This window comes from Protaetiibacter larvae, from assembly GCF_008365275.1.
GTDB lineage: Bacteria > Actinomycetota > Actinomycetes > Actinomycetales > Microbacteriaceae > Homoserinibacter > Homoserinibacter larvae.
The window spans coordinates 1,915,859-1,941,392 of the sequence record NZ_CP043504.1 but is presented as its reverse complement, the minus strand read 5'-3'; the positions used below and the strand labels follow the sequence as shown (position 1 = coordinate 1,941,392).

Here is a 25,534-nt window from a genome sequence, read left to right as displayed (position 1 = left end):
TGCCACGCCGTCCCGGAGAGCGGAGGTCGCCGTGGGTGCATCGACGAAGAGCGCACGTCGGCCGCTCGCCGCCATCGCCGGGGGGCTGCTCGGGCTGGGCGTGCTGGTCGCGGGCGTGATCGCGGTGCTCAGCGCGATCGTGGCGCGCACGGTCGTGACGCCGCCGTCGCGGCGCGAGGACGACATCCGCGTCCTCGGGCTCGATGTCGAGAACCATCGCATCACCCTCTCCGCGACCGAGGACTCCCTGCTCCCGGGCGAGTACAGCTTCTGGTTCTCCGGGGATTCGGGGCATGCCCGCGTGGGGCAGATCCTCGGCATCGATCGCGGTGGGGTGACCCGCGAACTCGTCGACGTGGACTTCGGCGACCTCGCGCACGCCGCCCGCGGACGGTTCAGCGGCTGGTTCTGGCTCACCCCGCGGGATGCCGGCCTGCCTTACGAGAACGTCGCCGTGCCGACCCCGCTCGGCCCCGCGCCCGCCTGGTTCGTGCCGACCGACGGCGACTCGGAGCGCTGGGTGATCCAGGTGCACGGGCGGGCCGTCCGTCGCCCGGAGACGCTGCGGGCGGTCGCCCCGTTCCGGGAGGCGGGCTTCCACAGCCTGCTCATCTCGTACCGCAACGACGGCGAGGCGCCGCGGAGCGCCGACTACCGCTACGCGCTCGGGGACCGCGAGTGGGTGGATGTGGACGCGGCGATGGCGTACGCGATCGCGCGCGGGGCGCGCGAGATCGTGCTCATGGGGTGGTCGATGGGCGGCGCGACCGTGCTCCAGGCGCTCACCCGATCGCCGCGCGCCGCGCTCGTGAGCGGGGTCGTGCTCGACTCGCCGGTGGTGGACTGGATCGCGACCCTCGACTTCCAGGGGCGCCTGCGCCGTCTGCCCGGTGCGGTCCGCTGGGGGGTCTACACCCTCATCCGTTCACGTTGGGGCGGTCTCGTCACGGGGCTCGCGGAGCCGCTCGACCTCGAACGCCTCGACTTCGTGCGCCGCGCGGCCGAACTCGACCGCCCCGTGCTGCTGCTGCACAGCGTCGACGACGGGTTCGTCCCGGCGACCGCCTCCGTCGCCCTCGCGACGGCGCGCCCCGACATCGTCACCTTCGAGGAGTTCACGGTCGCCCGCCACACGAAGCTCTGGAACTACGACCGCACGCGGTGGGAGGACGCCATCCGCAACTGGCTGGATCAGCTGAGCAGCCAGCGCGCGTAGAGCCCGCCGGCGTCGTCGAGCAGCAGACCGGCGAGCTCGAGCGGAACCGCCGGGCGGCGCCGATCGCCGAGCACCGGGAGCGAGCCGCCCACGAGGCGGGGGCTCGTGGAGAGGCACAGCTCGCCCACGAGTCCCGCATCCAGCAGGGCCGCGGCGAGCGACGGTCCGCCCTCGCAGACGATGGCAGGGGCGCCGGCCGCGGCGATCGCCTCGATCGCGGCAGGCAGTTCGGCGAGCCCGTTCGCGCCCGTGGGCAGGGCGATGAAGCGGTGCGGTGTGGTGAGCGTGGCGTCGGTGCGGGCGCGGGCCGCCTCGGGGCCGAGCACGAGCAGCTTCTCGGGGTCGGTGACCTCGCCGACCTGGGCGGAGCCGAACTCCCCGCTCGCGGTGAGCACCGCGAGTCGTGCCGTCCGGGGGAGCAGGTAGCCTTCGGCGCGCAGGCTCGCGGCGCCGACGAGCACGGCATCGCTCTCGGCCCGGATGGCGCCGAGCACCGCGCGGTCCGCCCGGTTGGAGAGCGACTCGGAGGTGCCGTCGTCACCCCGGGCGCTGCCGTCGACGCTCGCGATCAGGTTGACGCGGATGCCGTGGGCGCCCGGCGCGCGGCGGTAGCGCTCGCGCAAGCGGTCCCGGGCATCCGGCTCCCCGAGCCGGATGGGCTCCGCCGGCTCCGGGTGCACCGGCGTGAGGATCACGCCGAACGTTCCCGGACCTGCCGCTGGGTGCGGCCCAGCAGCCCCGACATCCCCCGGATGCGCAAGGGGCTCACGGCCTCGGTCAGACCGAGGGTGAGCGGGTAGTCGGACGGCACGTCAAGCACCTCATCGACCGTCAGGCCGGCGAGGCCCTGGACGAGGATCGAGGCGAAGCCGCGCGTCGTGGGCGCCTCGCGGGGCGCCGTGGCGTGCAGGTGCACGACGCGGTCGTCGTCCACCTCGACGAAGATGAACACCGGCGACTGGCACTCCTCGACCCGTTCGAGGAGGTCGGGGTGGTCCGCGAAGCGCTCGGGAAGCTCGGGCAGCTCCTGCGAGAACTCCAGCAGCAGCTGCAGACGCTCGGGGCGTTCGAGCGCGAGGAAGTCGTCGCGGATCTCGGCGAGCTTGGCGGGGACGGCGCCGCTCATGCGGTCACCGTCCCGCGCGAGAGCTCAGACAGCGGGGACGGGGCCGGGCTCGGCACCCTTGACGATCGGGACGCGCACAGCGCTGCCCCACTCGGTCCACGACCCGTCATAGTTGCGTACTCCCTCGAAGCCGAGCAGATGGGTGAGCACGAACCAGGTGTGGCTCGAGCGCTCGCCGATTCGGCAGTAGGCGATCACGCTATCACCGTCCTTGAGACCGGCGCCGTCGCGGTAGATGGCGTCCAGTTCGGCCTTCGACTTGAAGGCGCCGCTCTCGGCGACGGCCTTCGCCCACGGCACGTTCTGGGCGCTCGGGATGTGGCCGGCGCGCAGGGTGCCCTCCTCCGGGTAGGCGGGGGCGGTGGTGCGGTCGCCGACGTACTCCTCGGGCGAGCGCACGTCGACGAGCGGGTTGCCGAAGTGGGCGAGCACATCCTCCTTGAAGGCGCGGACGGCCGTGTCGTCGCGCTCGACGACCGGGTAGGAGACGGCTTCGCGGACCGGGACCTCGGTCGTGTAGGCGCGGCCCTCGGCCTCCCACTTGGCGCGGCCGCCGTCGAGGAGGCGCACATCCTCGTGGCCGAACAGCGTGAACACCCAGAGGGCGTAGGCGGCCCACCAGTTGTTCTTGTCGCCGTAGATCACGACGGTGTCGTCGCGCGAGATGCCCTTGCCGCCGAGCAGCGCGGCGAAGCCGGCGCCGTCCAGGTAGTCGCGCAGCACGGGGTCGTTGAGGTCGGTGTGCCAGTCGATCTTGACGGCGCCCTCGATGTGGCCGGTCTCATAGAGCAGGACGTCCTCGTCCGACTCGACGACCACGAGGCCGGGGGTGCCCAGGTGGCTCGCAAGCCACTCGGTGCTGACCAGTCGACCCGGGTGGGCGAAGTCGGCGAATGCGGGGTTCGGGTCGGTCTCGACGGCCATGGCGATATCTCCTTGCGGGTAGGCTTCTGCTCGACCAGGGTAGGCACCCGGCCCCGGGGGCCGCAGGCGTGCCGTAAGAGTTCGACACAGATTCGACCCCGCCCCGCCCCGCCATCCTCGACCGGAAGTCCCGCATGCCGCAGCCGACCATCGCGTCGCTCCTCGACCGCGCTCCCGAGATGACCGGCGCCGAGATCGCTGCCTCCCTCGTCCCGCCGCGCCAGTTCGCGGACGCGACCCTCGAGAGCTACCGGCCGGACCCCGATTTCCCGTCGCAGGCGACCGCCGTGGAGACGGTGCGCGCCTTCGCGGAGGCGATGCGCGGCGGCGGCGCCGGGCGCGGCCTGTTCGGGCGGCGGAAGGGTCCCGAGGTGAAGCCGGGGATCTACCTCGACGGCGGCTTCGGGGTGGGCAAGACCCACCTGCTGGCGGCGCTGTGGCGGCTCGCCCCCGGCCGCAAGTACTTCGGCACCTTCATCGAGTACACCGCGCTCGTCGGCGCGCTCGGCTACGCGCAGGCGGCGAGACTGCTCGCGGGCGCCACCCTCGTGGCGATCGACGAGTTCGAGCTCGACGATCCGGGCGACACCATGATGATGACGCGCCTGCTCGGCGAGCTCGCCGCCGGCGGGACCCGCATCGCCGCGACCTCCAACACGCCTCCCAACGCGCTCGGCGAGGGGCGCTTCGCCGCCGTCGACTTCCTGCGGGAGATCCAGGGTCTCGCCGACCGTTTCGAGATCCTGCGGATCGACGGACTCGACTACCGGCGCCGCGAGCTCGAGGGGCACGCCGCCGTCACCGCTGAGGACGAGCTGGCGGCGCGTCTCGGCACCCTGGGCGGCACGGTCACGCTCGACGACTTCGACGCCCTGCTGCGGCACCTCTCGCGGGTGCATCCCTCCCGGTACATCCGCATCATCGACGGGCTCGCCGGGATCGGTCTGCGCGGCGTGCACACCCTGACCGACCAGGCGGACGCGCTGCGGTTCGTGGCGTTCGTCGACCGTCTCTACGACGAGCAGGTGCGGATCGTGTCCTCCGGGACGCCGCTCGACGAGGTGTTCGGCGCGGAGATGCTCGCGGGCGGATACCGCAAGAAGTACCTGCGCGCGATCTCGCGGCTCATCGCCCTCACGAGCTGAGTCGGCTGCGGCGCGCCACGAGTGCGGTCGTCACACCGCCGACGACGAGCGCGACGAGCGATCCGCTGAGCACCGCGAGGGTCGCCGCGGCGACGAGCTCCGGGTCGCCGCGGAAGGCGAGCTCGGCCATGAGCAGGGAGATGGTGAAGCCCACGCCGCCGAGGGTGGCGACGACGAGGATCTCGCGCGGGCGCAGCCCCGACGCCCGCTCCGCGCGGGGGGCGAGCCGTGCCGCGAGGAGCGCGCCGGCGGTGATGCCGAGCAGCTTCCCCACCGGGAGCGCGACGAACACCCCCCAGAAGACGGCGCTGAGTCCGCCCTCGCGCACCGCGGGGATTGCCACCATCGAGGCGGTCAGGGCGAACAGCGGCAGCACGAGGGCGTTCACCCAGGGTTCGAGCGCGTGACGCACGCGCACCGCGGTCCGTGGCGCGAGCACCAGCCCGAGCGCCACCCCCGCGACGGTCGCGTGCACCCCGGAGGTGAGCACGAGCGCCCATGCGGTGATCCCGAGCACCACGAGCAGGACGGTGCGCACGACGGGGAAGGGCGTCGTGCGCGTGCTGAGCCATCCGAACGCCCCGATCGCGGGCACGGCCAGCAGCAGGGGCACGGGGGCGAGGTCGCGGGTGAAGAACGCGGAGATGATGGCGATCGCGATGAGATCGTCGAGCACGGCGAGGGCGAGCAGGAAGGCACGCACACGCCGCGGCAGACCGCGGCCGACGAGCGCGAGCACCCCGAGCGCGAAGGCGATGTCGGTCGCCGTCGGGATCGGCCATCCGACGCTCTCGGCCGGATCGCGCACGAGGGCGAGGAACAACAGCGCGGGCACGACGACCCCGCCCGTCGCGGCGATGGCAGGGGCGAGCGCCTTGCGCGGGCTCGCGAGCTCGCCGCGGGTGAGCTCATGGCGCAGCTCGATCGCGGCCAGCAGGAAGAACAGCGCGAGCAGCCCGTCGGCCACCGCATGCCCGGGCGAGAGGTCGAACACCGCGACCCCGGTGCTCGCATGGGTGTCGCGCAAGGCGATGGCGGCCGAGCCGACGGGGGAGTTCGCGATCGCGAGGCCGGCAGCCGCGGCGATCGCGAGCATCAGCCCTGCTGCGCGCTCGGAGCGGAAGATCGCCATGCGGCCACTCTTTCATGCGTCTGCGCGGTGGATTCGCAGCGAAGCGGGAGCACCGCGAAACGTGATGTTTACATCCGGCCGATCGCCGTAACACTCGCGAAACCTGTCACGCGCCGAACCGAAACGTACCCCTTCCAAACTGAGCGCGTACCCGAGGGCTGCCTCACCGGAAGCACACCCCGGTGTTCGGTCCAATGCAACGAGAGAGGTAACAACAGGAATGGATAGCGGCAACTTCGCCTGGTCTATCGCGGCAACGGCACTCGTGCTGTTCATGACCCCCGGGGTCGCGTTCTTCTACGGCGGCCTGGTCAAGGCCAAGAGCGTCGTCAGCATGATGATGATGAGCTTCGGCGCCCTCGGCCTCATCAGCGTCCTCTGGATTCTGTACGGCTACAACATGAGCCTCGGAGGCGGCAGCCTTGCCTTCTCGGGGAACCCCTTCACCGAGAACTTCGCTCTGGCGGGCTACGACAGCTCGACCCTCGTCGGTGCCACCTTCGGTGCCACCTTCGCGATCATCACCGTCGCGCTCATCTCCGGCGCCATCGCCGATCGCGCGAAGTTCGGTTCGTGGCTGATCTTCGCGGGGCTGTGGGCGACTCTCGTCTACTTCCCGGTCGCGGCCTGGGTCTGGGGTGACGGCTGGATCTTCAACCTGGGTGACAACATCGGGCTCCCCGCCGTGATCGACTATGCAGGTGGAACGGCGGTCCACATCAACGCCGGTGCCGCGGCGCTCGCGCTGGCCCTCGTGCTCGGCAAGCGCATCGGATTCCAGAAGGGCATCCAGAAGCCGCACAACGTGCCGCTCACGCTGCTCGGCGCCTCGATCCTGTGGTTCGGCTGGTTCGGCTTCAACGCCGGTGCGGAGGGCACCTTCGGGCTGCTCGGCCCCGAGAACACCGGTGCCGGCCTCATCGTGGTCAACACGCTCGGCGCGACCGCCGCTGCCGTCCTCGGATGGCTGATCGTCGAGAAGCTCAAGGACGGCAAGGCCACCTCGGTGGGCGCCGCCTCGGGCGCCGTCGCCGGTCTCGTCGCGATCACCCCGTCCTGTGCGAACCTCGACCCGATCTGGGCTCTCGTGCTCGGCATCCTCGCCGGCGCGCTCTGCGCCCTCGCGATCGAGCTGAAGTTCAAGCTCGGCTTCGACGACTCGCTCGACGTGGTGGGCATCCACATGGTCGGCGGCCTCATCGGCACCCTGTACCTCGGCTTCTTCGCCATCGGCACCGGCCTGGTGTTCAGCGGTGACTTCGGTCAGCTCGCGGTTCAGGCGATCGCGGCCTTCGGCGTGCTGGTGTACTCCTTCGTGGTGGCCTTCATCATCGGCTTCGTCATCGAGAAGACGATCGGCTTCCGCATCAAGAACGAGGATGAGCTCGCCGGTGTCGACACGGTCGTGCACGGCGAGGAGGGCTACGCCCTGGCCGACTGATCGGTCGCAACTCGAAACCCGAACGCGGGGCGCCGTCTCAGCTGAGACGGCGCCCCGTATCGTTGTGCCGACCTCTCACCGCCCCGACCCCCGAACGGAGCAGCGATGCCCGCGCTCGTCGCCCTGGCCGCCCTTGCGAGCGCCGTCATGACCGTCGCCGTGGCGGCCATGTTCCGTCCCGCGGGCCGGAGAGTCGCCGTGCTGCGGGCGATCCTCGCCACTGCGCTCGCCACCGTCGTGACCGCGGGTGCGGGGACGGCGCTGCGCGCCGACACCCCGGAGTTCCTGATGAGCGTCTCGTTCGCGGTCGCCCCCGTGGCGATACTGCTCGGGGCCGCGGCGGAGGAGGCAGCTCCTGGGCGTCGCCGCGTGGCATGGAGCCTCGTGCTCGGGTGGGCGCTCGTCGTCTTCCCGGCGAGCGTGATCGTCCCGCCGCTCGTGTTCGCGGCGTGCACCATGCCGGAGTGCCGCGTGGAGGACTTCGGCGGCGGGCTCGCGCTGCTCGTGTCCTCCGCGGCATCGGCGTTGCTCGCGTGGCGGGCGCACGTGCACGGCGCCGAGCAGGGTTGGGCGAGGTTCGCCGTGCCGGTGCTCGTGCTCTGGCTCGGGGGTGCGCTGTGGCTCATGAGCCTCGAGGGTGCGATCGACAGCTACACGGGACGCATCCTGCTCGCCGCGCTACTGTCGCCGCTCGCCGGGGGAGCGGCGTGGCTCATCGTCGACCTGCTGCGGCAGGCCTCGCGGCATCCGCTGCGTTCGGTCGCGGATGGCGTCGTCGCGGGGCTCGTGGCGATCGTCCCGGGTGCGGCGACCGTGTCGTTCCCGTGGTCGGCGACTGTGGGGGCGGCCGCCGGGGCGGCCGCGGCACTCGTCTACGGCGCCCGGCGCATCGCATCCGCCGGCCGCGGCGGCCATTGGGCGCTCGTCGTGCTCGCCTCCACCGCGATCGGCTACCTCGCGCCCGCGGTGTCCGGGGACACCATCGGGCTGCTGTTCTCGGGGCGCATCGCGGCGCTGCTGCCCCCGCTCGCCGCGTTCCTCGCGATCGCGGCGTTCGGGGTCGTGACGAGTGTGCCGAGCTGGCTGATGCGAGGTCCGAGGCGCGCCTCCGACGCGACTCGTCGGACCAGGTGATGGTGGGCGATACCAGACTCGAACTGATGACCTCTTCCGTGTGAAGGAAGCGCGCTACCAACTGCGCCAATCGCCCGCGACGACCATCTTGCCACACCCGCCGGGGTGCTCCGTCACACGGCGCGGCCGGTTTGGACACCGCGCGAGGATGGGCTACAGTCGAACACGCACGCCGCGAGGCGGGCATGCGGATGTAGCGCAGTTGGTAGCGCATCACCTTGCCAAGGTGAGGGTCGCGAGTTCGAGTCTCGTCATCCGCTCGAGGTAAAGCCTCACGGTCCACCGGATTTCCGGCCACTGGGCCGCACACCTGGTGGCGTGGCCGAGAGGCGAGGCAGCGGCCTGCAAAGCCGTCCACACGGGTTCGAATCCCGTCGCCACCTCACTCCCGAATCGAGAGCCCCGGCGATCGACACGGGCGATTGGCGCAGCGGTAGCGCGCTTCCCTGACACGGAAGAGGTCACTGGTTCGATCCCAGTATCGCCCACCACGAAAGCTCCACCGAGGCCCCGGAATGCTCCGGGGTTTCGTCGTTCTCCGGGGCCGGCATCTGCTCTAGGGTCGAGGCGTGAGCGAGGGCCCGTCCACGATCCCCGCCGGCCGCTATCCGGACGCGGAGAACCCGGGGGGACAGCGCTGGTGGAGCGTGGTCGCGGCCGCCGCCGTGCTGCTGCTCGCGGGATGCACGACGCCTCCGGCGCCGGATCCGACACCGGAGCCCGGTCCGCCGCCCGACTCCGGCATCCCGGCGCCCGCACCGCCCCTGGGGCTCGACGAGCTCACCGCCTTCAGCGGCGTCGTGAAGCTCACGGCCGGCGCCAACTGCTCGGGCACCCTCGTCGACACGGGCGTGCCGGACGGCCCGGCCTGGGTGCTCACGAACGGGCACTGCACGGGGGACCTGTCCCGCTTCGGTCAGCAGACGACCGTGGGGATGGCCTGGGCGGGTGAGGCGGAGTTCCTGCGGGCGGACGGCAATCTCGACGGCACCCTCACGCGCGACGTCGCCGAGCTCGCCTACTCGACCATGCGATTCACCGACACGGCGATCGTGCGCCTCGACGGCACGCTGGGCGAGCTGGAGGATCTCGGCATCCGTCCGGTCCCGATCGCCGATGCGGAGCCCGCAGCCGGGGAGCGCGTCGTCAACGTCGGCGTGCCCGTCCAGAACCTCATGGACGACGAGTGGGTGCTGCGCCGCGGGGAGTGCACCCTCGACGGGCAGCGCACCCTCATCGAGCTGTCGTGGATCTGGTTCGACGTGTGGGCGAACGACTGCCCCGGGATCATCCAGGGCTCGAGTGGCTCGCCCCTGCTGCGAGCGGATGCGGACGGGGCGCCGGAGGCGATCGTCGCCGTCATCAACACCACCACGACGGGCGACCGCTTCTCGCCCGGGGGAGACTGCTTCATCAACCGGCCGTGCGAGGTGCACGACGGTGTCGCGGGCCTTGTCGCGGACACGAGCTACGCGCAGAGCGTCGCCGGGCTCGGCGACTGCTTCGACCCCGACAGCGGGGAGTTCGCACTCGGCGGGAACTGCCCGTTGCCGGCGGGGGATGTGTGGGTCGAGAGCGGCGGCGGGCCGTTCCGCGGCGGCACGCTGCCCGACGGCTTCGGCCGCCCTCCTCAGCTGGCGCTGGTCGGCGCCGAGGCCGGCACCGTCCGCACCGCCGTGGTCCCCTTCGGCGACGGGCGCGCCTGCCTCGACGCCGCGAGCTACGACGGCGCGGCGTCGGTGTCGCTTCCGCAGGCCGGCGAGCGCTGGGAGACGCTCGGCGTCCACATCCCCGTGACGCTTCCCGAAAACGAGGGGCACTATCTCGCGTGCGCCGTGCGCGACGACGGCTACGACCGGGCCGCCGCGGTGCTCTTCGAGGTCGACCGCACGCCCCCCGTGCTCCCGGCCGACGCGGAGGTGACGCGCGCCGAGGACGGCTCGGTGCTCATCCGCCCGCACTTCTCGCCGCCCGAGATCGCGGCGGTGCGCTACGGCTGGGGTCCGCTCGGCGAGCTCGACTGCGACGACCCGAGCGGATTCCGCGAGTTCCTCATCGTGCCGCTCCGACTCGAGCGGCACGAGCTTCCGGCCAGCTACTGCCTCTACGGGATGGACCTCGCGGGCAATCCGACCCCCGTCACCCGGATCGACGTCCCGCGCGAGTGAGCGCACGGCCGCCGGTACAGTAAGGGGAATGAGCGCGCAGACCGGCTTCGAGCTGTTCCCCGACCGTGCCGTGATCGCGATCCGCGTCAACGGCGAGCTCAAGGACAAGTCCTCGACGGTGACGGCGAGCGACCTCGTGGAGCCTGTCGAGGTCGACTCGCCCGACGGCCTCGACATCCTCCGGCACTCGACGGCGCACGTCCTCGCGCAGGCGGTGCAGCGCATCAATCCCGAGGCGAGGCTCGGCATCGGCCCGCCCGTGCACGACGGCTTCTACTACGACTTCGACGTCGACACGCCTTTCACCCCGGAGGATCTCGCGGCCATCGAGAAGGAGATGGATCGCATCATCCGTTCCGGCCAGCGCTTCCAGCGCCGCGTGGTGACCGAAGACGAGGCGCGCGCCGAGCTCGCGGGTGAGCCGTACAAGCTCGAGCTCATCGGGCTCAAGGGCGCCGCAGCCGACGGTCAGGATGGCGAGAGCGTCGAGGTGGGGGGCGCCGAGCTCACCATCTACGACAACGTCGACCGTGACGGCACGGTCGCGTGGAAGGATCTCTGCCGCGGCCCGCATGTGCCGAACACGGGCGCCCTCGGGCAGCACAAGCTCATGCGCAACGCTGCCGCCTACTGGCGCGGGTCGGAGAAGAACAAGCAGCTTCAGCGCATCTACGGCACCGCCTGGCCGACGAAGGACGAGCTGCGCGCGTACCTCGCGCGCCTGGAGGAGGCCGCCAAGCGCGACCACCGCAAGCTCGGGATCGAGCTCGACCTCTTCAGCTTCCCCGACGAGATCGGCTCGGGGCTCGCGGTTTTCCATCCCAAGGGCGGCATCATCCGCTACGAGATGGAGGAGTACCTGCGCAAGCAGCTGCTCAAGAACGGCTACGAGCTCGTCAACTCACCGCACATCACCAAGGCGAACCTCTTCGAGACGAGCGGACACCTCGCCTGGTATGCCGAGGGCATGTTCCCCCCGATGCACCTCGACGAGGAGCACGACGCCGAGGGCAACATCACCAAGCAGGGTCAGGACTACTACCTGAAGCCCATGAACTGCCCCTTCCACAACCTGATCTTCCGGGCGCGTGGACGCAGCTACCGCGAGCTGCCGTTGCGTCTTGCCGAGTTCGGCACGGTGTACCGCTACGAGAAGAGCGGCACGCTCTCGGGTCTCACCCGGGTGCGCGGGCTGACCCAGGACGACGCGCACGTCTACGTGACCAAGGATCAGGTGAAGGCGGAGGTGGCCAGCCAGCTCGAGTTCGTGCTCGAGACGCTGCGCGGCTACGGGCTGGACGACTTCTACCTGGAGCTGTCGACGAAGGATCCCGACAAGTACGTGGGCTCGGACGAGCTGTGGGAGGAGGCCACCGAGACCCTGCGCGAGGTGGCGCTCGCGTCCGGGCTCGACCTGGTGCCCGATCCGGGGGGCGCGGCGTTCTACGGCCCGAAGATCTCCGTGCAGGCCCGCGACGCGATCGGCCGCACCTGGCAGCTCTCCACCGTGCAGCTGGACTTCAACCAGCCCGAGCGGTTCGAGCTGGAGTACACCGGCCCGGACGGCCAGAAGCACCAGCCGGTGATGATCCACCGCGCCCTGCTCGGCTCGATCGAGCGCTTCTTCGCGATCCTGCTGGAGCACTACGCGGGTGCGTTCCCCGCCTGGCTGTCGCCCGTGCAGGTGGTCGGGGTGCCGGTGGCGGAGGAGTTCGCCGACTACCTCGGCGAGATCGTCGATCGTCTCCGCGCGGACGGCGTGCGTGCGGAGCTCGACACGAGCGACGAGCGGATGCAGAAGAAGATCCGCACGCACACCCTCGCGAAGATCCCGTTCCAGCTCATCGCGGGGGGGCAGGACCGCGACGCGGGCACGGTGAGCTTCCGCTTCCGCGACGGACGGCAGGACAACGGCATCCCCGTCGAGGAGGCGGTGCGGCGCATCCGCGAGGCCATCGACTCGCACGCACAGGTCTGACGCAGAATTCCTGCGCAACTCGCAGCGATCTTGCGCGCTCGTGGGTAGCGGCCGGAATCGAAGGCTCGCTACCGTGACCAGCAGGCGCTCCTAGACCCCTCGGTCTACCCGCTCTCGGGGGACGCGTCGTTCACCGCACACCGCACCACCACCCGCGGAGGGGAAGCCGTGAGTCTTCGTCGATCTGTGCTCGTGTCCACCGTCGCCGTCTCGGCGCTCATCCTCTCGGGCATCGGTGCCCCCGCGTTCGCCGCGGACCCCGGTCCCGCCCTCCAGGCGGCAGCCGTCACCCCGAGCGACCCGCCCCAGGAGGGCGCCCGCAGCAAGACCGGGCGGCTCGCGCAGAGCGACGAGGCCGTGCTCGCGCGCGCCGACGCCGCGGTCGTGCCGATCATGGTGAAGGTCGACGTGGACCCGGTCGCCTCCTACGCGGGCGGTCTCGACGGGTTCCCGGCGACGAGTCCCGAGGTCACCGGCACGAAGCTGTCGCTCAGCGACCCCGCGGTGGCGCGCTACCTCGCCCACGTGAAGGAGGTCATCGCGAGCACGCAGGCGGACATCCTGGGGGCGGTGCCCTCCGCGAAACCGCTCGCGAGCTACGCGGTCGCGTACGGGGGCCTGGCCCTCACGGTCGCCGCGCGCGACGCGCGGAAGGTGCTCGCGGTCCCGGGTGTCGCCGCCGTCCAGGACAACTCGCTGCGCCAGCTGCCGGCGTCCGACACGGGTGCCTCGTCCGGGTTCACCCCGGCGGGGAGCGCGGCGGTCGGCGCGGCTGCGGCCGGAGCCGCGATCGACAACGACGCGAGCACCTTCATCGGCGCGGACGCCGTGTGGCCGTCGCTCGGCGGCCGCGACAAGGCGGGACGCGGCGTGATCGTGGGCGTCATCGACACGGGCATCTGGCCGGAGCATCCGATGCTCGCCGACAACGGCATCCCCGCCCCGGCGGGTGGACCATGGGCGTGCGAGTTCGGCGACGGCGGCGACCCCGCCTTCAGCTGCAACGACAAGCTCGTGGGCGCCTACGCCTTCCTCGACACCTACGCGGCACTCAACGAGATCGGCGCCGAGGACTTCTGCTCCGCGGACGGCTGCTCGGCCCGCGACTCGGAGGGGCACGGCACGCACACCGCCACGACCGCGGTGGGCGACTACGTGACCAGCGCGCCCATCTTCGGCGTGGACCGCGGCCCGGTCAGCGGGATCGCCCCCGGGGCATCCGTCATCGCCTACCGCGCACTCGGTCCGGGCGGCGGCTACACCTCGGATCTGCTCGACGCGGTGCAGCAGGCGATCGTCGACGGCGTCGACGTCATCAACTACTCGATCAGCGGCAGCGCCTCGGTGTACACCGACGCCGTCGGGCTGGCCTTCCTGGACGCCTACGCGGCGGGGATCACCGTGAACGCCTCCGCGGGGAACGACGGACCCGGCGCCTCCACGGCGAACCACGCGGCGCCGTGGGTGACCACCGTCGCCGCATCGACCTTCGATCGGCAGTTCTCCTCGACCCTCACCCTCACCTCGAGCGACGGTGCGAGCTTCAGCAAGTCGGGCTCGACCCTCACGCAGGGCGTCTCGGGTCTACCCGTCGTGCTGGCCGCCGCCGTACCGGGATACGGCGGCGGTCCCCTCTGCCTCCAGCCGTTCCCCGCCGGATCGCTCACCGGCCAGGTGGTCGTGTGCGAACGCGGGCAGAACGGCCGCGTCGAGAAGGGCTTCAACGCCTTGCAGGGCGACGCCGCCGGGTTCATCCTCTACAACCCCACGGCGAGCGATGTCGAGACCGACAACCACTTCCTCCCGGCGATCCATCTCGAAGGTCCCAACGCGGAGCTGCTCGCCTTCCTCGGCGCGCACCCGGGGGTCACCGCGAGCTGGGCCGCGGGCACCACCTCGGCCGCCGCGGGCGACGTGATGGCGGGATTCTCCTCGCGCGGGCCGATCGGCGAGTTCCTGAAGCCGGACGTCACCGCCCCGGGCGTGCAGATCCTCGCCGGGCACACGCCCGAATCGACGGATCCCGCGACCGGGCCGCAGGGTGAGCTCTTCCAGGCGATCGCCGGCACCTCGATGTCGTCGCCGCACGCGGCCGGGGTCTCCGCGCTCCTTATCGCGGCCCACCCGGACTGGACGCCGGGGCAGGTGAAGTCGGCGCTCATGACCTCGTCGCTGCAGTCGGTCGTCAACCCGGACGGCTCGGCGGCCGGCGTCTTCGACCGCGGCGCCGGCAGCATCCGCGCCAACCGCGCGGTCACGCCGACCCTCACCATCAGCGAGACGGCCGCGGACTTCGTCGAGAGCGCGGGCGACCCGCTCGGCCGGATCGACCTCAACATCCCGAGCATTTACATCGATCCGCTCCCGGGCGCGGCCGTCGTCACGCGCACCGTCACGAACGTCAGCGGCGCGAGCCAGACCTTCACCGTGAAGGCGACGCTCGCCGACGGCGTCCAGGCGCTCGTGACCCCGGCGCGGTTCACGCTCGGCGCAGGGGCGTCCAAGAAGCTCACGATCATCGTGAGCGGGGTGAAGGCGGCAGACGGCTGGCACCAGGGGCAGCTGACCATCAGCGGATCGCGCAGCGGCGCGCTCCCGGTGGTGATCCCGGTCGCCGTGAACGTGGGTGAGGCCTCGCTCGCGCTCGCCCAATCGTGCGCGCCGACCACGATCGACAGGGGCAAGATCTCGACCTGCACCGTGACGGCGTCGAGCACGCTGCCCGTCGACGTGCAGGCGACCATCGACGTGATCGCCAACCCGCTGCTGCAGGTGACGAAGGTGACCGCGCCCGCCACCAAGCGCGCCCTCGGGGCGAACTGGAAGGGCACGCTCACCGGTGCGCTCCCGCCGACCATCGATGCGATCGACGCGGTCGACCCGGCGGAGGTGGTGAGCGGCTACGACCCGCTCTCCGGGTACGGGATCACCCCGGTCGCGGGTGTGGGCGACGAGAGCATCGTCAACTTCACCGTGCCGAGCTTCGTGTACGGCGGTGAGGTGTACAGCAGCATCGGCGTGGTCTCCAACGGCTACGTGGTGATCGGCGGCGGCACCTCGGCGGACGTCGAGTTCGAGCCGCCGGCGGCTTTCCCCGACGCCGCACGACCGAACAACGTGATCGCGCCGTTCTGGACGGACCTCAACCCGGGCGGCGGAGGCGCCATCCGCGTCGCGACCCTGAGCGACGGCGTGACCACCTGGCTCGTCGTCGACTGGGAGGACGTGCCGGTGTGGAGCGGGGGAGGCGCCAACTCCTTCCAGGTGTGGATCCAGCTCGGCGCCACCGAGAACGCCTGGGTCACCTACGGCGGGCCGCTCACGCCCGACGCCTCGGTCGGCGCGCTGACCGGCGCCGAGAACCGCGACGGCACGAGCGGGATCACGGTGGCCGACGTCGACACCGACAAGGCCTATCTGCTCCACACGAGCCCGCCCACCGCGGGCGGCGCGGTCACCTTCGACTACACGGTCAAGGGGCTCATCCGCGGCACCTGGTCGACGAGCGCGACCCTGCGCTCGGATGCCATCAGCACCATCCCCGTGGAGGTGACGAGCATCCGGGTGCGGTGAGCCACGCCCGGTAGCCTGTCGGGGATGGCACGCGACTACGACGGAACCGAGTACCCGAACGCCGAACCGGCGAACTCCTTCGCCGGCATCCCCGACGGCTTCGGTCGCCTCTGGACCCCGCATCGGATCGCCTACATCGAGCGGGGCGGCGCCGCCCCCGGCGACGAGTGCGTGTTCTGCACGGCCCCCGGCAGATCCGACGAGGACGCCCTCATCGTGCATCGGGGCGCGGTCTCGTACGCACTGCTCAACCTGTTCCCGTACAACAGCGGCCACCTGCTCGTCGTGCCGTACCGTCACATCGCCACCTACGACGAGGCCACCGAGGAAGAAGTGGCCGAGATCGGGGCGATCACCCAGACCGCGATGCGCGTCATCCGCGCCACCTCGCGCGCCGACGGCTTCAACATCGGGATGAACCAGGGTGCGATCGCGGGGGCCGGAATCGCGGGGCATCTGCACCAGCACCTCGTACCCCGCTGGGCGACGGACGCCAACTTCTTCCCGATCATCGCCGAGACGAAGGCGCTGCCGCGCCTGCTCGGCGAGGTGCGCACCGAGATCGCCGAGGCGTGGCCCGACGTCACGCGGTGACTCGCACCTCCCGGTGCCGCCGTAGAATCGGGGCATCATGAGTGACACCGCGCTTCCCCCCGTCTCCGGATCCACCTCCGCCACCGCCCTCGGCACCGACCGCGTGAAGCGCGGCCTCGCCGAGATGCTCAAGGGCGGCGTCATCATGGACGTCGTCACGGCCGAGCAGGCGCGCATCGCGGAGGACGCCGGCGCGGTCGCCGTCATGGCCCTCGAGCGGGTTCCCGCCGACATCCGCGCCCAGGGCGGCGTGGCCCGCATGAGCGACCCCGACCTCATCGACGACATCATCGCGGCCGTCTCGATCCCCGTCATGGCGAAGGCCCGCATCGGCCACTTCGTCGAGGCGCAGGTGCTGCAGGCGCTCGGCGTCGACTACATCGACGAGTCGGAGGTGCTCTCGCCGGCCGACTACGTCAACCACATCGACAAGTGGCAGTTCACCACCCCCTTCGTGTGCGGCGCCACCAACCTGGGTGAGGCGCTGCGGCGCATCACCGAGGGCGCGGCGATGATCCGCTCCAAGGGCGAGGCCGGCACGGGCGACGTGTCGGAGGCGACCAAGCACATCCGCACGATCACCTCCGAGATCAACGTGCTGCGCTCCAAGACCAAGGACGAGCTGTACGTGGCCGCCAAGGAGCTGCAGGCGCCGTACGAGCTCGTCGCCGAGATCGCCGAGACCGGCAAGCTCCCGGTCGTGCTGTTCACCGCGGGCGGCGTGGCCACCCCGGCCGACGCGGCCCTCATGATGCAGCTCGGTGCCGACGGCGTCTTCGTCGGGTCCGGCATCTTCAAGTCCGGTGAGCCCGCCAAGCGCGCGGCCGCGATCGTGAAGGCCACCACCTTCTTCGACGACCCGGCGGTCATCGCGGACGCCTCGCGCGGACTCGGCGAGGCGATGGTCGGCATCAACGTGGCCGACCTCGCGGCGCCCCACCGCCTCGCCGAGCGTGGCTGGTAGCGCACGGCGGATGCCCGAGACGCGCGTCGGCGTCCTCGCCCTGCAGGGCGACGTGCGCGAGCACCTCGCGGTGCTGCGCGAGCTCGGCGCCGAGGGCATCCCGGTGCGGCGCCCGAGCGAGCTCGACGAGGTGGCCGGGCTCATCATCCCGGGCGGCGAGTCGAGCGTCATCGACAAGCTGAGCCGCCTGTTCGGGATGGCGGAGCCGATCAAGGCACGGATCGCGGCGGGCATGCCCGTCTACGGCACCTGCGCGGGCCTCATCATGCTCGCCGACACGGTGCTCGACGCGATCGGCGGACAGGAGAGCTTCGGCGGCCTGGACGTCGCGGTGCGCCGCAACGCCTTCGGCAACCAGAACGACTCCTTCGAGACCGACATCGCCATCCCCGAGCTCGGCGAGGTGCCGGTGCACGCGGTGTTCATCCGCGCGCCTGTGGTCGAGAGCGTGGGGGAGAAGGCGACGGTGCTCGCCTCGCTCGCCGACGGTCGCGTCGTCGCGGTGGAGCAGGGGAACCTGCTGGGAACCTCCTTCCACCCGGAGGTCACCGGTGAGCACCGCTTCCACGAGCGCTTCCTGCAGAAGGTGCGCTCGCTCGCCTGACGGCTCAGTCGATGAGGCGGTAGGCCCGTTCGTCGACGGCGCCCAGCTCGGCGAGCAGCAGCTCGTTGCCGGAGTCGTCGAGCACGTGTGCGAACGCCGCGTCGCCGTCGCGCACGAGCGGCTTCACGACGGTGACCCCCGCGGCCTCCAAGCGCCGAAGCGCGCCCTGCAGTTCGGGGGTGTAGAGCACGAGTGCCGGCGCCCCTCCCGTCTGCGCGCCGACGCGCTCGCGATCGTGCTCGCCTGCGGGCAGCAGCCAGATGCCCGGGTCCCGCACCCCGGCGGTGCCGAGATGCGCGGTACGCACCCCCGGAACGAACTCGCCGTCGTACAGCACGGCGAATCCGAGGAGGTCGCGGTAGAAGGCGAGTGAACGATCGAGGTCCTCGACGAGGATCGTGACGCGGCCGAGGCTGAACATCTCCGAGAGCGTAGCCCCAGAAATGCAGGAGATGTGGCGCCGCGCGCGGACTTCTCCGCCAGGGTGCGGGGAGGATCGCGCGCAACTCCTGCATTTCTGGCACGGATGGGGGCCCGACGGGCCATGCTGGGCGCATGAGGCTCTACGCAGACTTTGCCGCCCGCCGGACCGCTCAGATCGTCGCCGACGCGATCGCGGTGCTCGTGCTCGCGGCCGCGGTGGCCGTCGCGGTGGTGGTGCACGGCGCGATCTGGGCGCTCGGTGCGATCGGCAGCCAGCTCGAGAGCGCGGGCACGGGCTTCGCCGACACGATGGGCGACATCGGCGATCGGCTCGGCGGGATCCCGCTGCTCGGCGACGGCATCCGCGGTCCCTTCGACGCCGCGAGCGGGGCGGGCGGCTCCCTGGCGGATGCCGGGCGCGCGACCCAGGGGATCATCGAGACGAGCGCGACCCTCGTCGCGATCGCGATCGTGGCGGTGCCGCTCGTGATCCTGGTGTTCGCGTGGCTGCTGCCGCGTCTGCGGTTCGCGAGGCGCGCCGCTCAGGTGCGCGAGCTCGCGGCACTCGAGGACGGCGAGGCGCTCCTCGCGCTGCGGGCGCTCGACGACGCGACATCGAAGGAGCTCGCCGCCATCTCCCCGCACCCGCTGCGCGACTGGCGGGACGGCGATTCCCGCGCCGTCCACGCGCTCGCCGCCCTCGAGGCGCGCACTGCCGGAGTCCGGCTCCCCGAGCGCCGATAGACTGACAGGCGGATTTCTTCGAGAGGAGCACCGTGAGCGGGCATTCCAAGTGGGCGACGACCAAGCACAAGAAGGCGGTCATCGACCAGCGTCGTGCGAAGTCGTTCGCGAAGCTCATCAAGAACATCGAGGTCGCCGCGAAGATGGGCGGGGCGGACCTCGGGGGCAACCCGACCCTGTACGACGCCGTGCAGAAGGCCAAGAAGACCTCGGTGCCCAACGACAACATCGATCGCGCCATCAAGCGCGGGGCGGGCATCTCGGGCGAGAGCGTCGACTACCAGAACATCATGTACGAGGCGTACGGCCCGGCCGGCGTCGCGCTGCTCGTCGAGTGCCTCACAGACAACAAGAACCGTGCCGCCGCCGAGGTGCGCACGGCGCTGAGCCGCAACGGCGGGACCCTCGCCGACCCGGGCTCTGTCGCGTACAACTTCAGCCGCAAGGGCGTCATCTCGATCACCAAGGCCGACGGCGTCACCGAGGACGACATCCTGCTCGCCGTGCTCGACGCGGGCGCCGAGGAGGTCATCGACCAGGGCGGCGGCTTCGAGGTGGTCACCGATCCCTCACAGCTCGTGGCGGCTCGCACGGCACTGCAGGACGCCGGCCTCGACTACGACTCGGCCGAGGCCGAGTTCGTGCCGAACCTCAAGGTCGAGGTCGACGCCGAGACCGCGCGCAAGGTGTTCCGCATCATCGATGCCCTCGAGGACAGCGACGACGTGCAGAACGTGTTCAGCAACGTCGACATCTCAGCCGAGGTGCAGGCCGAGCTCGACGCCGAGGACTAGTCCGATCGCCCAGCCAGCGCTCCGGGTGCTCGGGATCGACCCCGGGCTCACCCGGTGCGGGGTCGGGATCGTGGACGTGCTGCACGACCGGCGGGTGTCGCTCGTGCACGTGGGGGTCATCCGCACGCCGAGCGACGCCGAGCTGCCGCAACGGCTGCTGGCGGTCTCCGAGGGGATCGCCGCCGTGATCGCCGAGTTCCATCCCGACGCGGTCGCCGTGGAGCGCGTCTTCGCGCAGCACAACCTGCGTACCGTCATGGGCACGGCGCAGGCCAGCGGCATCGCGGTGGCGAAGGCGGCCGAACACGGGCTGCCGGTCGCCTTGCACACGCCGAGCGAGGTGAAGGCCGCGATCACGGGCTACGGCTCCGCCGACAAGGCGCAGGTGGGCGCGATGGTCGCCCGAGTGCTGGGGCTCGCCGAGATCCCGCGGCCCGCGGACGCGGCGGACGCCCTCGCCCTCGCGATCTGCCACGGCTGGCGGGGCGGTGCGACCGCGCCGGACGCGGGTGCCACCGGGGGATTGACCCCCGCGCAGCGGGCGTGGCGTGCCGCGGAGAAGTCGGCGGCGAAACGTAGACTCTAGAACATGATTTCGAGTCTGCGCGGCCGGGTGCTCCATGTCACGGGCGGCAGCGCGATCATCGAGGTCGGCGGCGTCGGGATGTCGGTCGCGGTCACCCCTGCGCACGCGCTCGAGCTCCGCGCGGGTTCGGAGGCCTTCGTGCACACGGCCCTCATCGTCCGAGAGGACGAGCTGAGTCTCTTCGGCTTCGCCACCCGCGAGCAGCTCGAGCTGTTCGAGCTGCTCCGCAGCGTGTCGGGGGTCGGACCCAAGTCGGCGCTCGGGGTGCTCGCGCAGCTGTCGCCCGACGAGATCGCGGGCGCGGTCGCCGCGGAGGACGATGCGCCGTTCCGCAAGGTGAGCGGGATCGGCCCCAAGACCGCGAAACTCATCACGGTCTCGCTGTCCGGCAAGCTCCAGGCTCCCACGCCGGCGTCGCGCGTCCGGGCCGCGGCACCGGACGCCGACGTCGTCGCGGCGCTCGTCGGCCTCGGCTGGGCGGAACGGACCGCGGTCGCGGTCGTCGCCGAACTGCTCGCGGAGCTGGGGGAGTCGGCGCCGCGTGAGGTGCCCGCGCTGCTGCGGCTCGCGCTCACCCGCCTCGGTCCCGCGGCCGGCGCACGGGTCGGGGTCGGCGCGTGAGCGAGCCCGTCACCTCGGCGAGCGCGGAGTCGGAGGCGGAGCTCGCCTTCGAGGGCGCGCTGCGGCCGCGCTCGCTCGCCGAGTTCGTGGGGCAGACGAAGGCGCGCGGTCAACTGGAGCTCCTGCTGCGTGCCGCGGAACTGCAGTCGCGCACCCCCGACCACATCCTGCTCGCCGGACCTCCCGGCCTCGGCAAGACCACGCTCGCGATGATCGTCGCGCACGAGGGCGCGCGGCCCCTGCGGATGTCGAGCGGGCCCGCCATCCAGCACGCGGGCGACCTCGCCGCGCTGCTGTCGAGCCTCGTGCCCGGCGAGGTGCTGTTCATCGACGAGATCCACCGCATGGCCCGCAGCGCCGAGGAGATGCTGTACCTCGCGATGGAGGACTTCCGCATCGACATCATGGTCGGCAAGGGGGCGGGCGCCACGAGCATCCCCCTCGACCTGGCGCCGTTCACCCTCGTCGGCGCGACCACGCGCTCGGGGCTGCTGCCGAACCCGCTGCGCGACCGCTTCGGCTTCACCGCGCACCTGGAGTTCTACGACGACTCCGAGCTCGACGAGGTGCTCGCGCGCGCGGCGCGGCTTCTCGGACTGGAACTCGCCCCCGATGCGCGGGCCGAGATCGCCTCGCGCAGTCGAGGCACCCCCCGCATCGCCAACCGGCTGCTGCGCCGGGTGCGCGATTTCGCGCTCGTCCACGGCCGGCCCGCCGACCACGGGGCGGTTCAGGCTGCGCTCGAGCTCTACGACGTGGATCCGCTGGGCCTGGACCGGCTCGACCGCGCCGTGCTCGACGCGATCCTGAGCCGATTCGACGGGGGCCCCGTCGGGCTCTCGACCCTCGCCGTCTCGGTGGGGGAGGAGCCCGAGACGATCGCGGCGGTCGTCGAGCCGTTCCTCGTGCGCATCGGGATGATCAGCAGGACCCCGCGGGGCCGCGTCGCCACGCCGCGGGCCTACACGCACCTCGGCATCCGGCCGCGCGACGCGGGCGCCGCCCTCGCCGGGACGCTCTTCGACGATGACGTATGATGCTGGGGAACCGTCCAGGCTCGTTCCGTAGCCTGCGTGAGGTTCCCCACACTCCCGGAAGGTCCGCCTCCTCTCATGCCCGACATCACGCTGATCCTGCTCGCCGCACTCCTGGCGGTGATGATCTTCTTCACGTGGCGCAACTCGCGCAAGCGCAAGGCCGAGGCGGAGAACCTGCAGTCGCAGATCGTCCCCGGCGCCGAGGTCATGACGCAGCACGGCATCTACGGCACGCTCATCTCGATCGACGAGGACAAGAACGAGGCGATCATCGAGACCACCCCCGGCACGCAGCTGCGGGTGCACCGTCAGACCATCGCGCGCGTCGTCGACCCCATCGAGCCCGAGCCCGCCGACGACGAGGCCTCCGACGACCTCTCCGATGAGGTCGTCGACGCCGAGGAGACCGCTGCCGAGGCGGTCGAGACGAGCGAGCCGGAGTTCGGCGAGCGCGTGGCCAAGCCCAAGCGCGCCTCCCGCGCGAAGCCCTCCGAGACCGCAGAGTAGGCCGTGGCCGCACGCAACACGCCGGTCCGGAAGGCCTGGCGCTCACTCACGTGGCTGGGCGTCATCATCGCCCTTCTGCTCGCCCTCCAGACCGCCGGCGCGCTGTTCTGGCAGTGGGGCTGGGCGCCGAAGCTCGCCCTCGACCTCGACGGCGGCACCCAGATCATCCTGACGCCGACCCTCGAGGACGGCGAAACGGTCACCGACGAGCAGCTGCAGCAGTCGGTGCAGATCATCCGCAACCGCATCGACGCGGCGGGCGTCTCCGAGGCGGAGATCACCACGCAGGGCGGTAACAAGATCGTCGTCTCGATCCCCGGCACCACACCCGACCAGGCGACGCTCGACCGCATCCAGCAGTCGGCGAAGATGGAGTTCCGCGCGGTGATCCTCGCGGGATCGCCCGCCACGTCCTCGGTCTCGCCGAGCGACGAGCCGTCCGACGACGCGAGCGAGACGCCCGCGCCGACCGACACCCCGGCACCCTCCGACACGCCGAGTGTCGCGCCGACCGACGGCTCCGACGTGAACTGGGTCACCCCCGCCCTGCAGGAGCAGTACGACGCCTTCGTCTGCGACGCCGACCAGGGCTCGAGCGCGAGCGCGGCACCCGCCGACCAGCCGCTCATCACCTGCGACAACACCGGCACCGAGAAGTTCCTGCTCGGCCCGGTGGAGGTCGAGGGTGCGTCGATCAGCGACGCCCAGCCCGGGATGCGGACCACGCAGACCGGCGCCAGCACGGGCGTCTGGGTCGTGAACCTGAGCTTCAACGCGGAGGGCACCGAGCAGTTCGCGAAGGTGACCACGCGCCTCGTGCCGCTTCCGGAGCCGCGCAACCGCTTCGCGGTCGTCCTCGACGGCAGTGTCGTCATCGCGCCGACCGCGAACGTCCCGATCCCCGACGGCCGAGCCGAGATCTCGGGCGGCTTCACCCAGCAGTCGGCCAAGACCCTCGCCGACCAGCTTCGCTTCGGCGCGCTGCCGGTGGGCTTCACCGTCGAGAGCCGCGAGACGATCTCCGCCACGCTCGGAACGAGTCAGCTGCAGAGCGGCCTCATCGCGGGCATCATCGGACTCGTCCTGGTGTTCGTGTACTCGCTCTTCCAGTACCGACTGCTCGGCACGGTGACGATCGCATCGCTCGTCGTGGCGGCGGTGGTCACCTACCTGGTGGTCAACATCCTGTCGTGGCGAGAGGGATACCGGCTCTCGCTCGCGGGCGTCGCGGGCCTCATCGTGGCGATCGGTTTCACGGCCGACTCGTTCATCGTGTACTTCGAGCGCATCCGCGACGAGCTGCGCGACGGACGCGGTCTCGTCGGCGCCGTCGAGGCGGGCTGGAAGCGCGCCCTGCGCACGGTGCTCGCCGCCAAGAGCGTCAACCTGCTCTCCGCGATCATCCTCTACATCCTCGCGGTGGGCTCGGTGCGCGGTTTCGCGCTCACGCTCGGCATCACGACCGTCATCGACGTCATCATCGTGATCCTCTTCACCCACCCGATGCTGCAGCTGCTCGCCACCACGCGGTTCTTCTCGAGCGGGCATCCGCTGAGCGGCCTCGACCCGACGGCGCTCGGCGCCGTCTACCGCGGCCGCGCGGAGTTCCGCTTCTCGGCGGAGGCGCGGCGTGCGGGCGCGAGCCGGGAGGCGGAGCGTCGTCAGACCATCGCCGAGCGCAAGGCGGCGGAGCTCGAGGCGGCGTCGAGCTCGAAGCCCGCGACGTCCACGAAGCCCGCGAACGGGAAGAAGGAGGCCCGCTGATGGCGAACAGCCCGTTCCAGCGTCTCGGCAACGACCTCTACACGGGCGCGCGCAGCGTCGACTTCGTCGGCAAGCGCCGCATCTGGTTCTCGATCGCCATCGTGCTCGTGCTCGTCGCGATCGCGATCCCGTTCATCCGCGGGGTCGGCAACTTCGGGGCCGGGTTCAACTTCGGCATCGAGTTCCGCGGCGGATCGCAGTTCCTCGTCGCCGAGGTGCCCGAATCGCAGCTGCCGATCGACACCGACCTCGCCGAGACCGCCGTCCACGACGTCGTGCCGAACGCCGTCGTGCGCATCAGCACGGTCGGCCAGAACGGCGTGCGCGTGCAGACCGACCAGCTCACCGACCCGCAGACCGCGAGCGTGACCGAGAACCTGCGCGACGCCTACGCGACCCAGGAGGTCTCGTCGTCCTTCATCGGCGCCACCTGGGGTGCCGACATCACCGACGCCGCCCTGCGCGGCCTCGGCGTGTTCGTGCTGCTCGCCGCCGTCTTCATGGCGCTCTACTTCCGCACCTGGAAGATGTCGCTCGCCGCGATCATCTCGCTGCTGCACGACCTGGTGCTGACGGTCGGGGTGTATGCGGCGACCGGCTGGGAGATCACGCCGGCGGCCGTCATCGGCTTCCTCACGATCCTCGGCTACTCGCTCTACGACACCGTCGTGGTGTTCGACAAGATCCGCGAGAACACCACGGAGCTGGGCGACGACTCGACGCGGACGTTCGGCGAGACCGTCAACCTCGCGGTCAACCAGACGCTCGTCCGCTCGATCAACACCGGTGTCGTGGCCGCCCTGCCGGTCGCCGCGATCCTCTTCATCGGTGCCTTCGTGCTCGGTGCCGACACGCTGCGCGACATCTCCCTCGCCCTGCTCGTGGGAACCATCGTAGGCACCTATTCGACCCCGGCCGTGGCGGCGCCGCTCTACGCGACCTTCCGCCAGGGCGAGGCCGAGATCGCCAAGCGCGACAAGCGCGTGCGTGCGCTGCGCGCGAAGGTCGCCGCCTGATGCCGGTCGCGTGCGCGCTCCCCGCCTAGAATCAGCAGTCCGG

Annotated in this window: 23 protein-coding genes and 4 tRNA genes; 21 read left to right on the top strand and 6 right to left on the bottom strand. The window is 71.3% G+C overall.

What is annotated here, in order from left to right; translation table 11 throughout:
- Positions 1-31: 31 nt before the first annotated feature.
- Positions 32-1,216, top strand: coding sequence for an alpha/beta hydrolase family protein (locus FLP23_RS09195; RefSeq protein ID WP_149325585.1), 1,185 nt, complete (start codon positions 32-34; stop codon positions 1,214-1,216).
- Here FLP23_RS09195 and FLP23_RS09190 read toward each other — a convergent pair.
- Genes FLP23_RS09190 through FLP23_RS09180 form a run of 3 tightly spaced genes read right to left on the bottom strand, consistent with a single transcriptional unit; the run spans position 1,192 to position 3,266 of the window.
- On the bottom strand, positions 1,192-1,911 hold the full coding sequence (locus tag FLP23_RS09190) for a dihydrofolate reductase family protein (protein ID WP_149325584.1): 720 nt from the start codon (positions 1,909-1,911) through the stop codon (positions 1,192-1,194). The genes FLP23_RS09195 and FLP23_RS09190 overlap by 25 nt on opposite strands.
- Entirely contained in the window at positions 1,908-2,342 is a 435-nt protein-coding gene (locus FLP23_RS09185; protein ID WP_149325583.1) for a SufE family protein, read from the bottom strand. The genes FLP23_RS09190 and FLP23_RS09185 overlap by 4 nt, the downstream gene beginning before the upstream one ends.
- Before the next feature lie 24 nt (positions 2,343-2,366).
- A complete protein-coding gene (locus tag FLP23_RS09180; RefSeq protein WP_149325582.1) occupies positions 2,367-3,266 on the bottom strand; it encodes a sulfurtransferase in 900 nt (299 codons plus the stop codon).
- 134 nt (positions 3,267-3,400) lie between these two features.
- Between FLP23_RS09180 and zapE the strand changes: the two genes are divergently transcribed.
- The gene (zapE, locus tag FLP23_RS09175) at positions 3,401-4,411 is read left to right on the top strand and encodes a cell division protein ZapE (protein WP_149325581.1); all 1,011 of its coding nucleotides are present in this window, start codon (positions 3,401-3,403) and stop codon (positions 4,409-4,411) included.
- Here the strand turns inward: zapE and FLP23_RS09170 are convergent.
- Positions 4,401-5,543, bottom strand: coding sequence for a Na+/H+ antiporter NhaA (locus FLP23_RS09170; RefSeq protein ID WP_149325580.1), 1,143 nt, complete (start codon positions 5,541-5,543; stop codon positions 4,401-4,403). The genes zapE and FLP23_RS09170 overlap by 11 nt on opposite strands.
- Before the next feature lie 220 nt (positions 5,544-5,763).
- Between FLP23_RS09170 and FLP23_RS09165 the strand changes: the two genes are divergently transcribed.
- Both FLP23_RS09165 and FLP23_RS09160 read left to right on the top strand, forming a co-directional pair.
- Positions 5,764-6,984 carry an ammonium transporter gene (locus tag FLP23_RS09165; protein ID WP_149325579.1) on the top strand — a complete coding sequence of 407 codons (1,221 nt, stop codon included), beginning with the start codon at positions 5,764-5,766 and terminating at the stop codon, positions 6,982-6,984.
- Positions 6,985-7,089: 105 nt separating this feature from the next.
- Positions 7,090-8,118 (top strand): hypothetical protein, encoded by a 1,029-nt coding sequence (locus FLP23_RS09160; protein ID WP_149325578.1) that lies wholly within the window; start codon positions 7,090-7,092, stop codon positions 8,116-8,118.
- Here FLP23_RS09160 and FLP23_RS09155 read toward each other — a convergent pair.
- Positions 8,119-8,194 (bottom strand) — tRNA-Val (locus FLP23_RS09155). It lies immediately after the preceding gene.
- Positions 8,195-8,305: 111 nt separating this feature from the next.
- On the opposite strand from FLP23_RS09155, the gene FLP23_RS09150 reads away from it, so the two are divergent.
- From FLP23_RS09150 to pdxT, 9 genes are all read left to right on the top strand, one after another.
- Positions 8,306-8,378, top strand: a tRNA-Gly gene (locus FLP23_RS09150).
- A 52-nt stretch (positions 8,379-8,430) separates the two neighbouring features.
- Positions 8,431-8,501 (top strand) — tRNA-Cys (locus FLP23_RS09145).
- A 33-nt stretch (positions 8,502-8,534) separates the two neighbouring features.
- Positions 8,535-8,609 (top strand) — tRNA-Val (locus tag FLP23_RS09140).
- 78 nt (positions 8,610-8,687) lie between these two features.
- On the top strand, positions 8,688-10,286 hold the full coding sequence (locus FLP23_RS09135; protein ID WP_149325577.1) for a trypsin-like serine peptidase: 1,599 nt from the start codon (positions 8,688-8,690) through the stop codon (positions 10,284-10,286).
- Positions 10,287-10,314: 28 nt separating this feature from the next.
- Entirely contained in the window at positions 10,315-12,264 is a 1,950-nt protein-coding gene (gene thrS / locus FLP23_RS09130; RefSeq protein ID WP_149325576.1) for a threonine--tRNA ligase, read from the top strand.
- A 168-nt stretch (positions 12,265-12,432) separates the two neighbouring features.
- On the top strand, positions 12,433-15,837 hold the full coding sequence (locus tag FLP23_RS09125; RefSeq protein ID WP_149325575.1) for a S8 family serine peptidase: 3,405 nt from the start codon (positions 12,433-12,435) through the stop codon (positions 15,835-15,837).
- Positions 15,838-15,861: 24 nt separating this feature from the next.
- Positions 15,862-16,431, top strand: coding sequence for an HIT family protein (locus FLP23_RS09120; RefSeq protein WP_149325574.1), 570 nt, complete (start codon positions 15,862-15,864; stop codon positions 16,429-16,431).
- 37 nt (positions 16,432-16,468) lie between these two features.
- Positions 16,469-17,395, top strand: coding sequence for a pyridoxal 5'-phosphate synthase lyase subunit PdxS (pdxS, locus tag FLP23_RS09115; RefSeq protein WP_149325573.1), 927 nt, complete (start codon positions 16,469-16,471; stop codon positions 17,393-17,395).
- A 10-nt stretch (positions 17,396-17,405) separates the two neighbouring features.
- Complete coding sequence (gene pdxT, locus FLP23_RS09110) at positions 17,406-17,999, top strand: pyridoxal 5'-phosphate synthase glutaminase subunit PdxT (RefSeq protein WP_149325572.1); 594 nt, start codon at positions 17,406-17,408, stop codon at positions 17,997-17,999.
- Positions 18,000-18,003: 4 nt separating this feature from the next.
- Here pdxT and FLP23_RS09105 read toward each other — a convergent pair whose 3' ends face one another.
- Complete coding sequence (locus FLP23_RS09105) at positions 18,004-18,420, bottom strand: VOC family protein (protein WP_149325571.1); 417 nt, start codon at positions 18,418-18,420, stop codon at positions 18,004-18,006.
- A 134-nt stretch (positions 18,421-18,554) separates the two neighbouring features.
- Between FLP23_RS09105 and FLP23_RS09100 the strand changes: the two genes are divergently transcribed.
- The 8 genes from FLP23_RS09100 to secF all read left to right on the top strand — a co-directional run bounded on the left by FLP23_RS09100 (position 18,555) and on the right by secF (position 25,491).
- Entirely contained in the window at positions 18,555-19,166 is a 612-nt protein-coding gene (locus FLP23_RS09100) for a hypothetical protein (protein WP_149325570.1), read from the top strand.
- 32 nt (positions 19,167-19,198) lie between these two features.
- The gene (locus FLP23_RS09095) at positions 19,199-19,960 is read left to right on the top strand and encodes a YebC/PmpR family DNA-binding transcriptional regulator (RefSeq protein ID WP_149325569.1); all 762 of its coding nucleotides are present in this window, start codon (positions 19,199-19,201) and stop codon (positions 19,958-19,960) included.
- A 25-nt stretch (positions 19,961-19,985) separates the two neighbouring features.
- Positions 19,986-20,546, top strand: a complete 561-nt coding sequence (gene ruvC, locus FLP23_RS09090; RefSeq protein WP_246139948.1) for a crossover junction endodeoxyribonuclease RuvC — start codon at positions 19,986-19,988, stop codon at positions 20,544-20,546.
- Positions 20,547-20,549: 3 nt separating this feature from the next.
- Positions 20,550-21,167: a Holliday junction branch migration protein RuvA gene (gene ruvA, locus FLP23_RS09085; protein WP_149325567.1), complete on the top strand. Its 618-nt coding sequence runs from the start codon at positions 20,550-20,552 to the stop codon at positions 21,165-21,167.
- Positions 21,164-22,204: a Holliday junction branch migration DNA helicase RuvB gene (gene ruvB / locus FLP23_RS09080; RefSeq protein ID WP_149325566.1), complete on the top strand. Its 1,041-nt coding sequence runs from the start codon at positions 21,164-21,166 to the stop codon at positions 22,202-22,204. Before ruvA ends, ruvB begins: the two co-directional genes overlap by 4 nt.
- A 75-nt stretch (positions 22,205-22,279) precedes the next feature.
- Entirely contained in the window at positions 22,280-22,711 is a 432-nt protein-coding gene (yajC, locus tag FLP23_RS09075; protein ID WP_149325565.1) for a preprotein translocase subunit YajC, read from the top strand.
- Positions 22,712-22,714: 3 nt separating this feature from the next.
- The gene (gene secD / locus FLP23_RS09070) at positions 22,715-24,475 is read left to right on the top strand and encodes a protein translocase subunit SecD (RefSeq protein WP_149325564.1); all 1,761 of its coding nucleotides are present in this window, start codon (positions 22,715-22,717) and stop codon (positions 24,473-24,475) included.
- Positions 24,475-25,491: a protein translocase subunit SecF gene (gene secF / locus FLP23_RS09065; protein ID WP_149325563.1), complete on the top strand. Its 1,017-nt coding sequence runs from the start codon at positions 24,475-24,477 to the stop codon at positions 25,489-25,491. The genes secD and secF overlap by 1 nt, the downstream gene beginning before the upstream one ends.
- The last annotated feature ends 43 nt before the right edge of the window (positions 25,492-25,534 follow it).

Bases quoted from the DNA above. Each gene is read 5' to 3' on its own strand.
- zapE (WP_149325581.1), top strand. From the start codon at position 3,401: ATGCCGCAGCCGACCATCGCGTCGCTCCTCGACCGCGCTCCCGAGATG.
- secF (WP_149325563.1), top strand. From the start codon at position 24,475: ATGGCGAACAGCCCGTTCCAGCGTCTCGGCAACGACCTCTACACGGGC.
- yajC (WP_149325565.1), top strand. From the start codon at position 22,280: ATGCCCGACATCACGCTGATCCTGCTCGCCGCACTCCTGGCGGTGATG.
- pdxT (WP_149325572.1), top strand. From the start codon at position 17,406: ATGCCCGAGACGCGCGTCGGCGTCCTCGCCCTGCAGGGCGACGTGCGC.
- FLP23_RS09165 (WP_149325579.1), top strand. From the start codon at position 5,764: ATGGATAGCGGCAACTTCGCCTGGTCTATCGCGGCAACGGCACTCGTG.
- FLP23_RS09180 (WP_149325582.1), bottom strand. From the start codon at position 3,266: ATGGCCGTCGAGACCGACCCGAACCCCGCATTCGCCGACTTCGCCCAC.
- ruvA (WP_149325567.1), top strand. From the start codon at position 20,550: ATGATTTCGAGTCTGCGCGGCCGGGTGCTCCATGTCACGGGCGGCAGC.
- pdxS (WP_149325573.1), top strand. From the start codon at position 16,469: ATGAGTGACACCGCGCTTCCCCCCGTCTCCGGATCCACCTCCGCCACC.
- FLP23_RS09170 (WP_149325580.1), bottom strand. From the start codon at position 5,543: ATGGCGATCTTCCGCTCCGAGCGCGCAGCAGGGCTGATGCTCGCGATC.
- FLP23_RS09120 (WP_149325574.1), top strand. From the start codon at position 15,862: ATGGCACGCGACTACGACGGAACCGAGTACCCGAACGCCGAACCGGCG.
- FLP23_RS09105 (WP_149325571.1), bottom strand. From the start codon at position 18,420: ATGTTCAGCCTCGGCCGCGTCACGATCCTCGTCGAGGACCTCGATCGT.
- FLP23_RS09160 (WP_149325578.1), top strand. From the start codon at position 7,090: ATGCCCGCGCTCGTCGCCCTGGCCGCCCTTGCGAGCGCCGTCATGACC.
- thrS (WP_149325576.1), top strand. From the start codon at position 10,315: ATGAGCGCGCAGACCGGCTTCGAGCTGTTCCCCGACCGTGCCGTGATC.
- FLP23_RS09100 (WP_149325570.1), top strand. From the start codon at position 18,555: ATGAGGCTCTACGCAGACTTTGCCGCCCGCCGGACCGCTCAGATCGTC.
- FLP23_RS09185 (WP_149325583.1), bottom strand. From the start codon at position 2,342: ATGAGCGGCGCCGTCCCCGCCAAGCTCGCCGAGATCCGCGACGACTTC.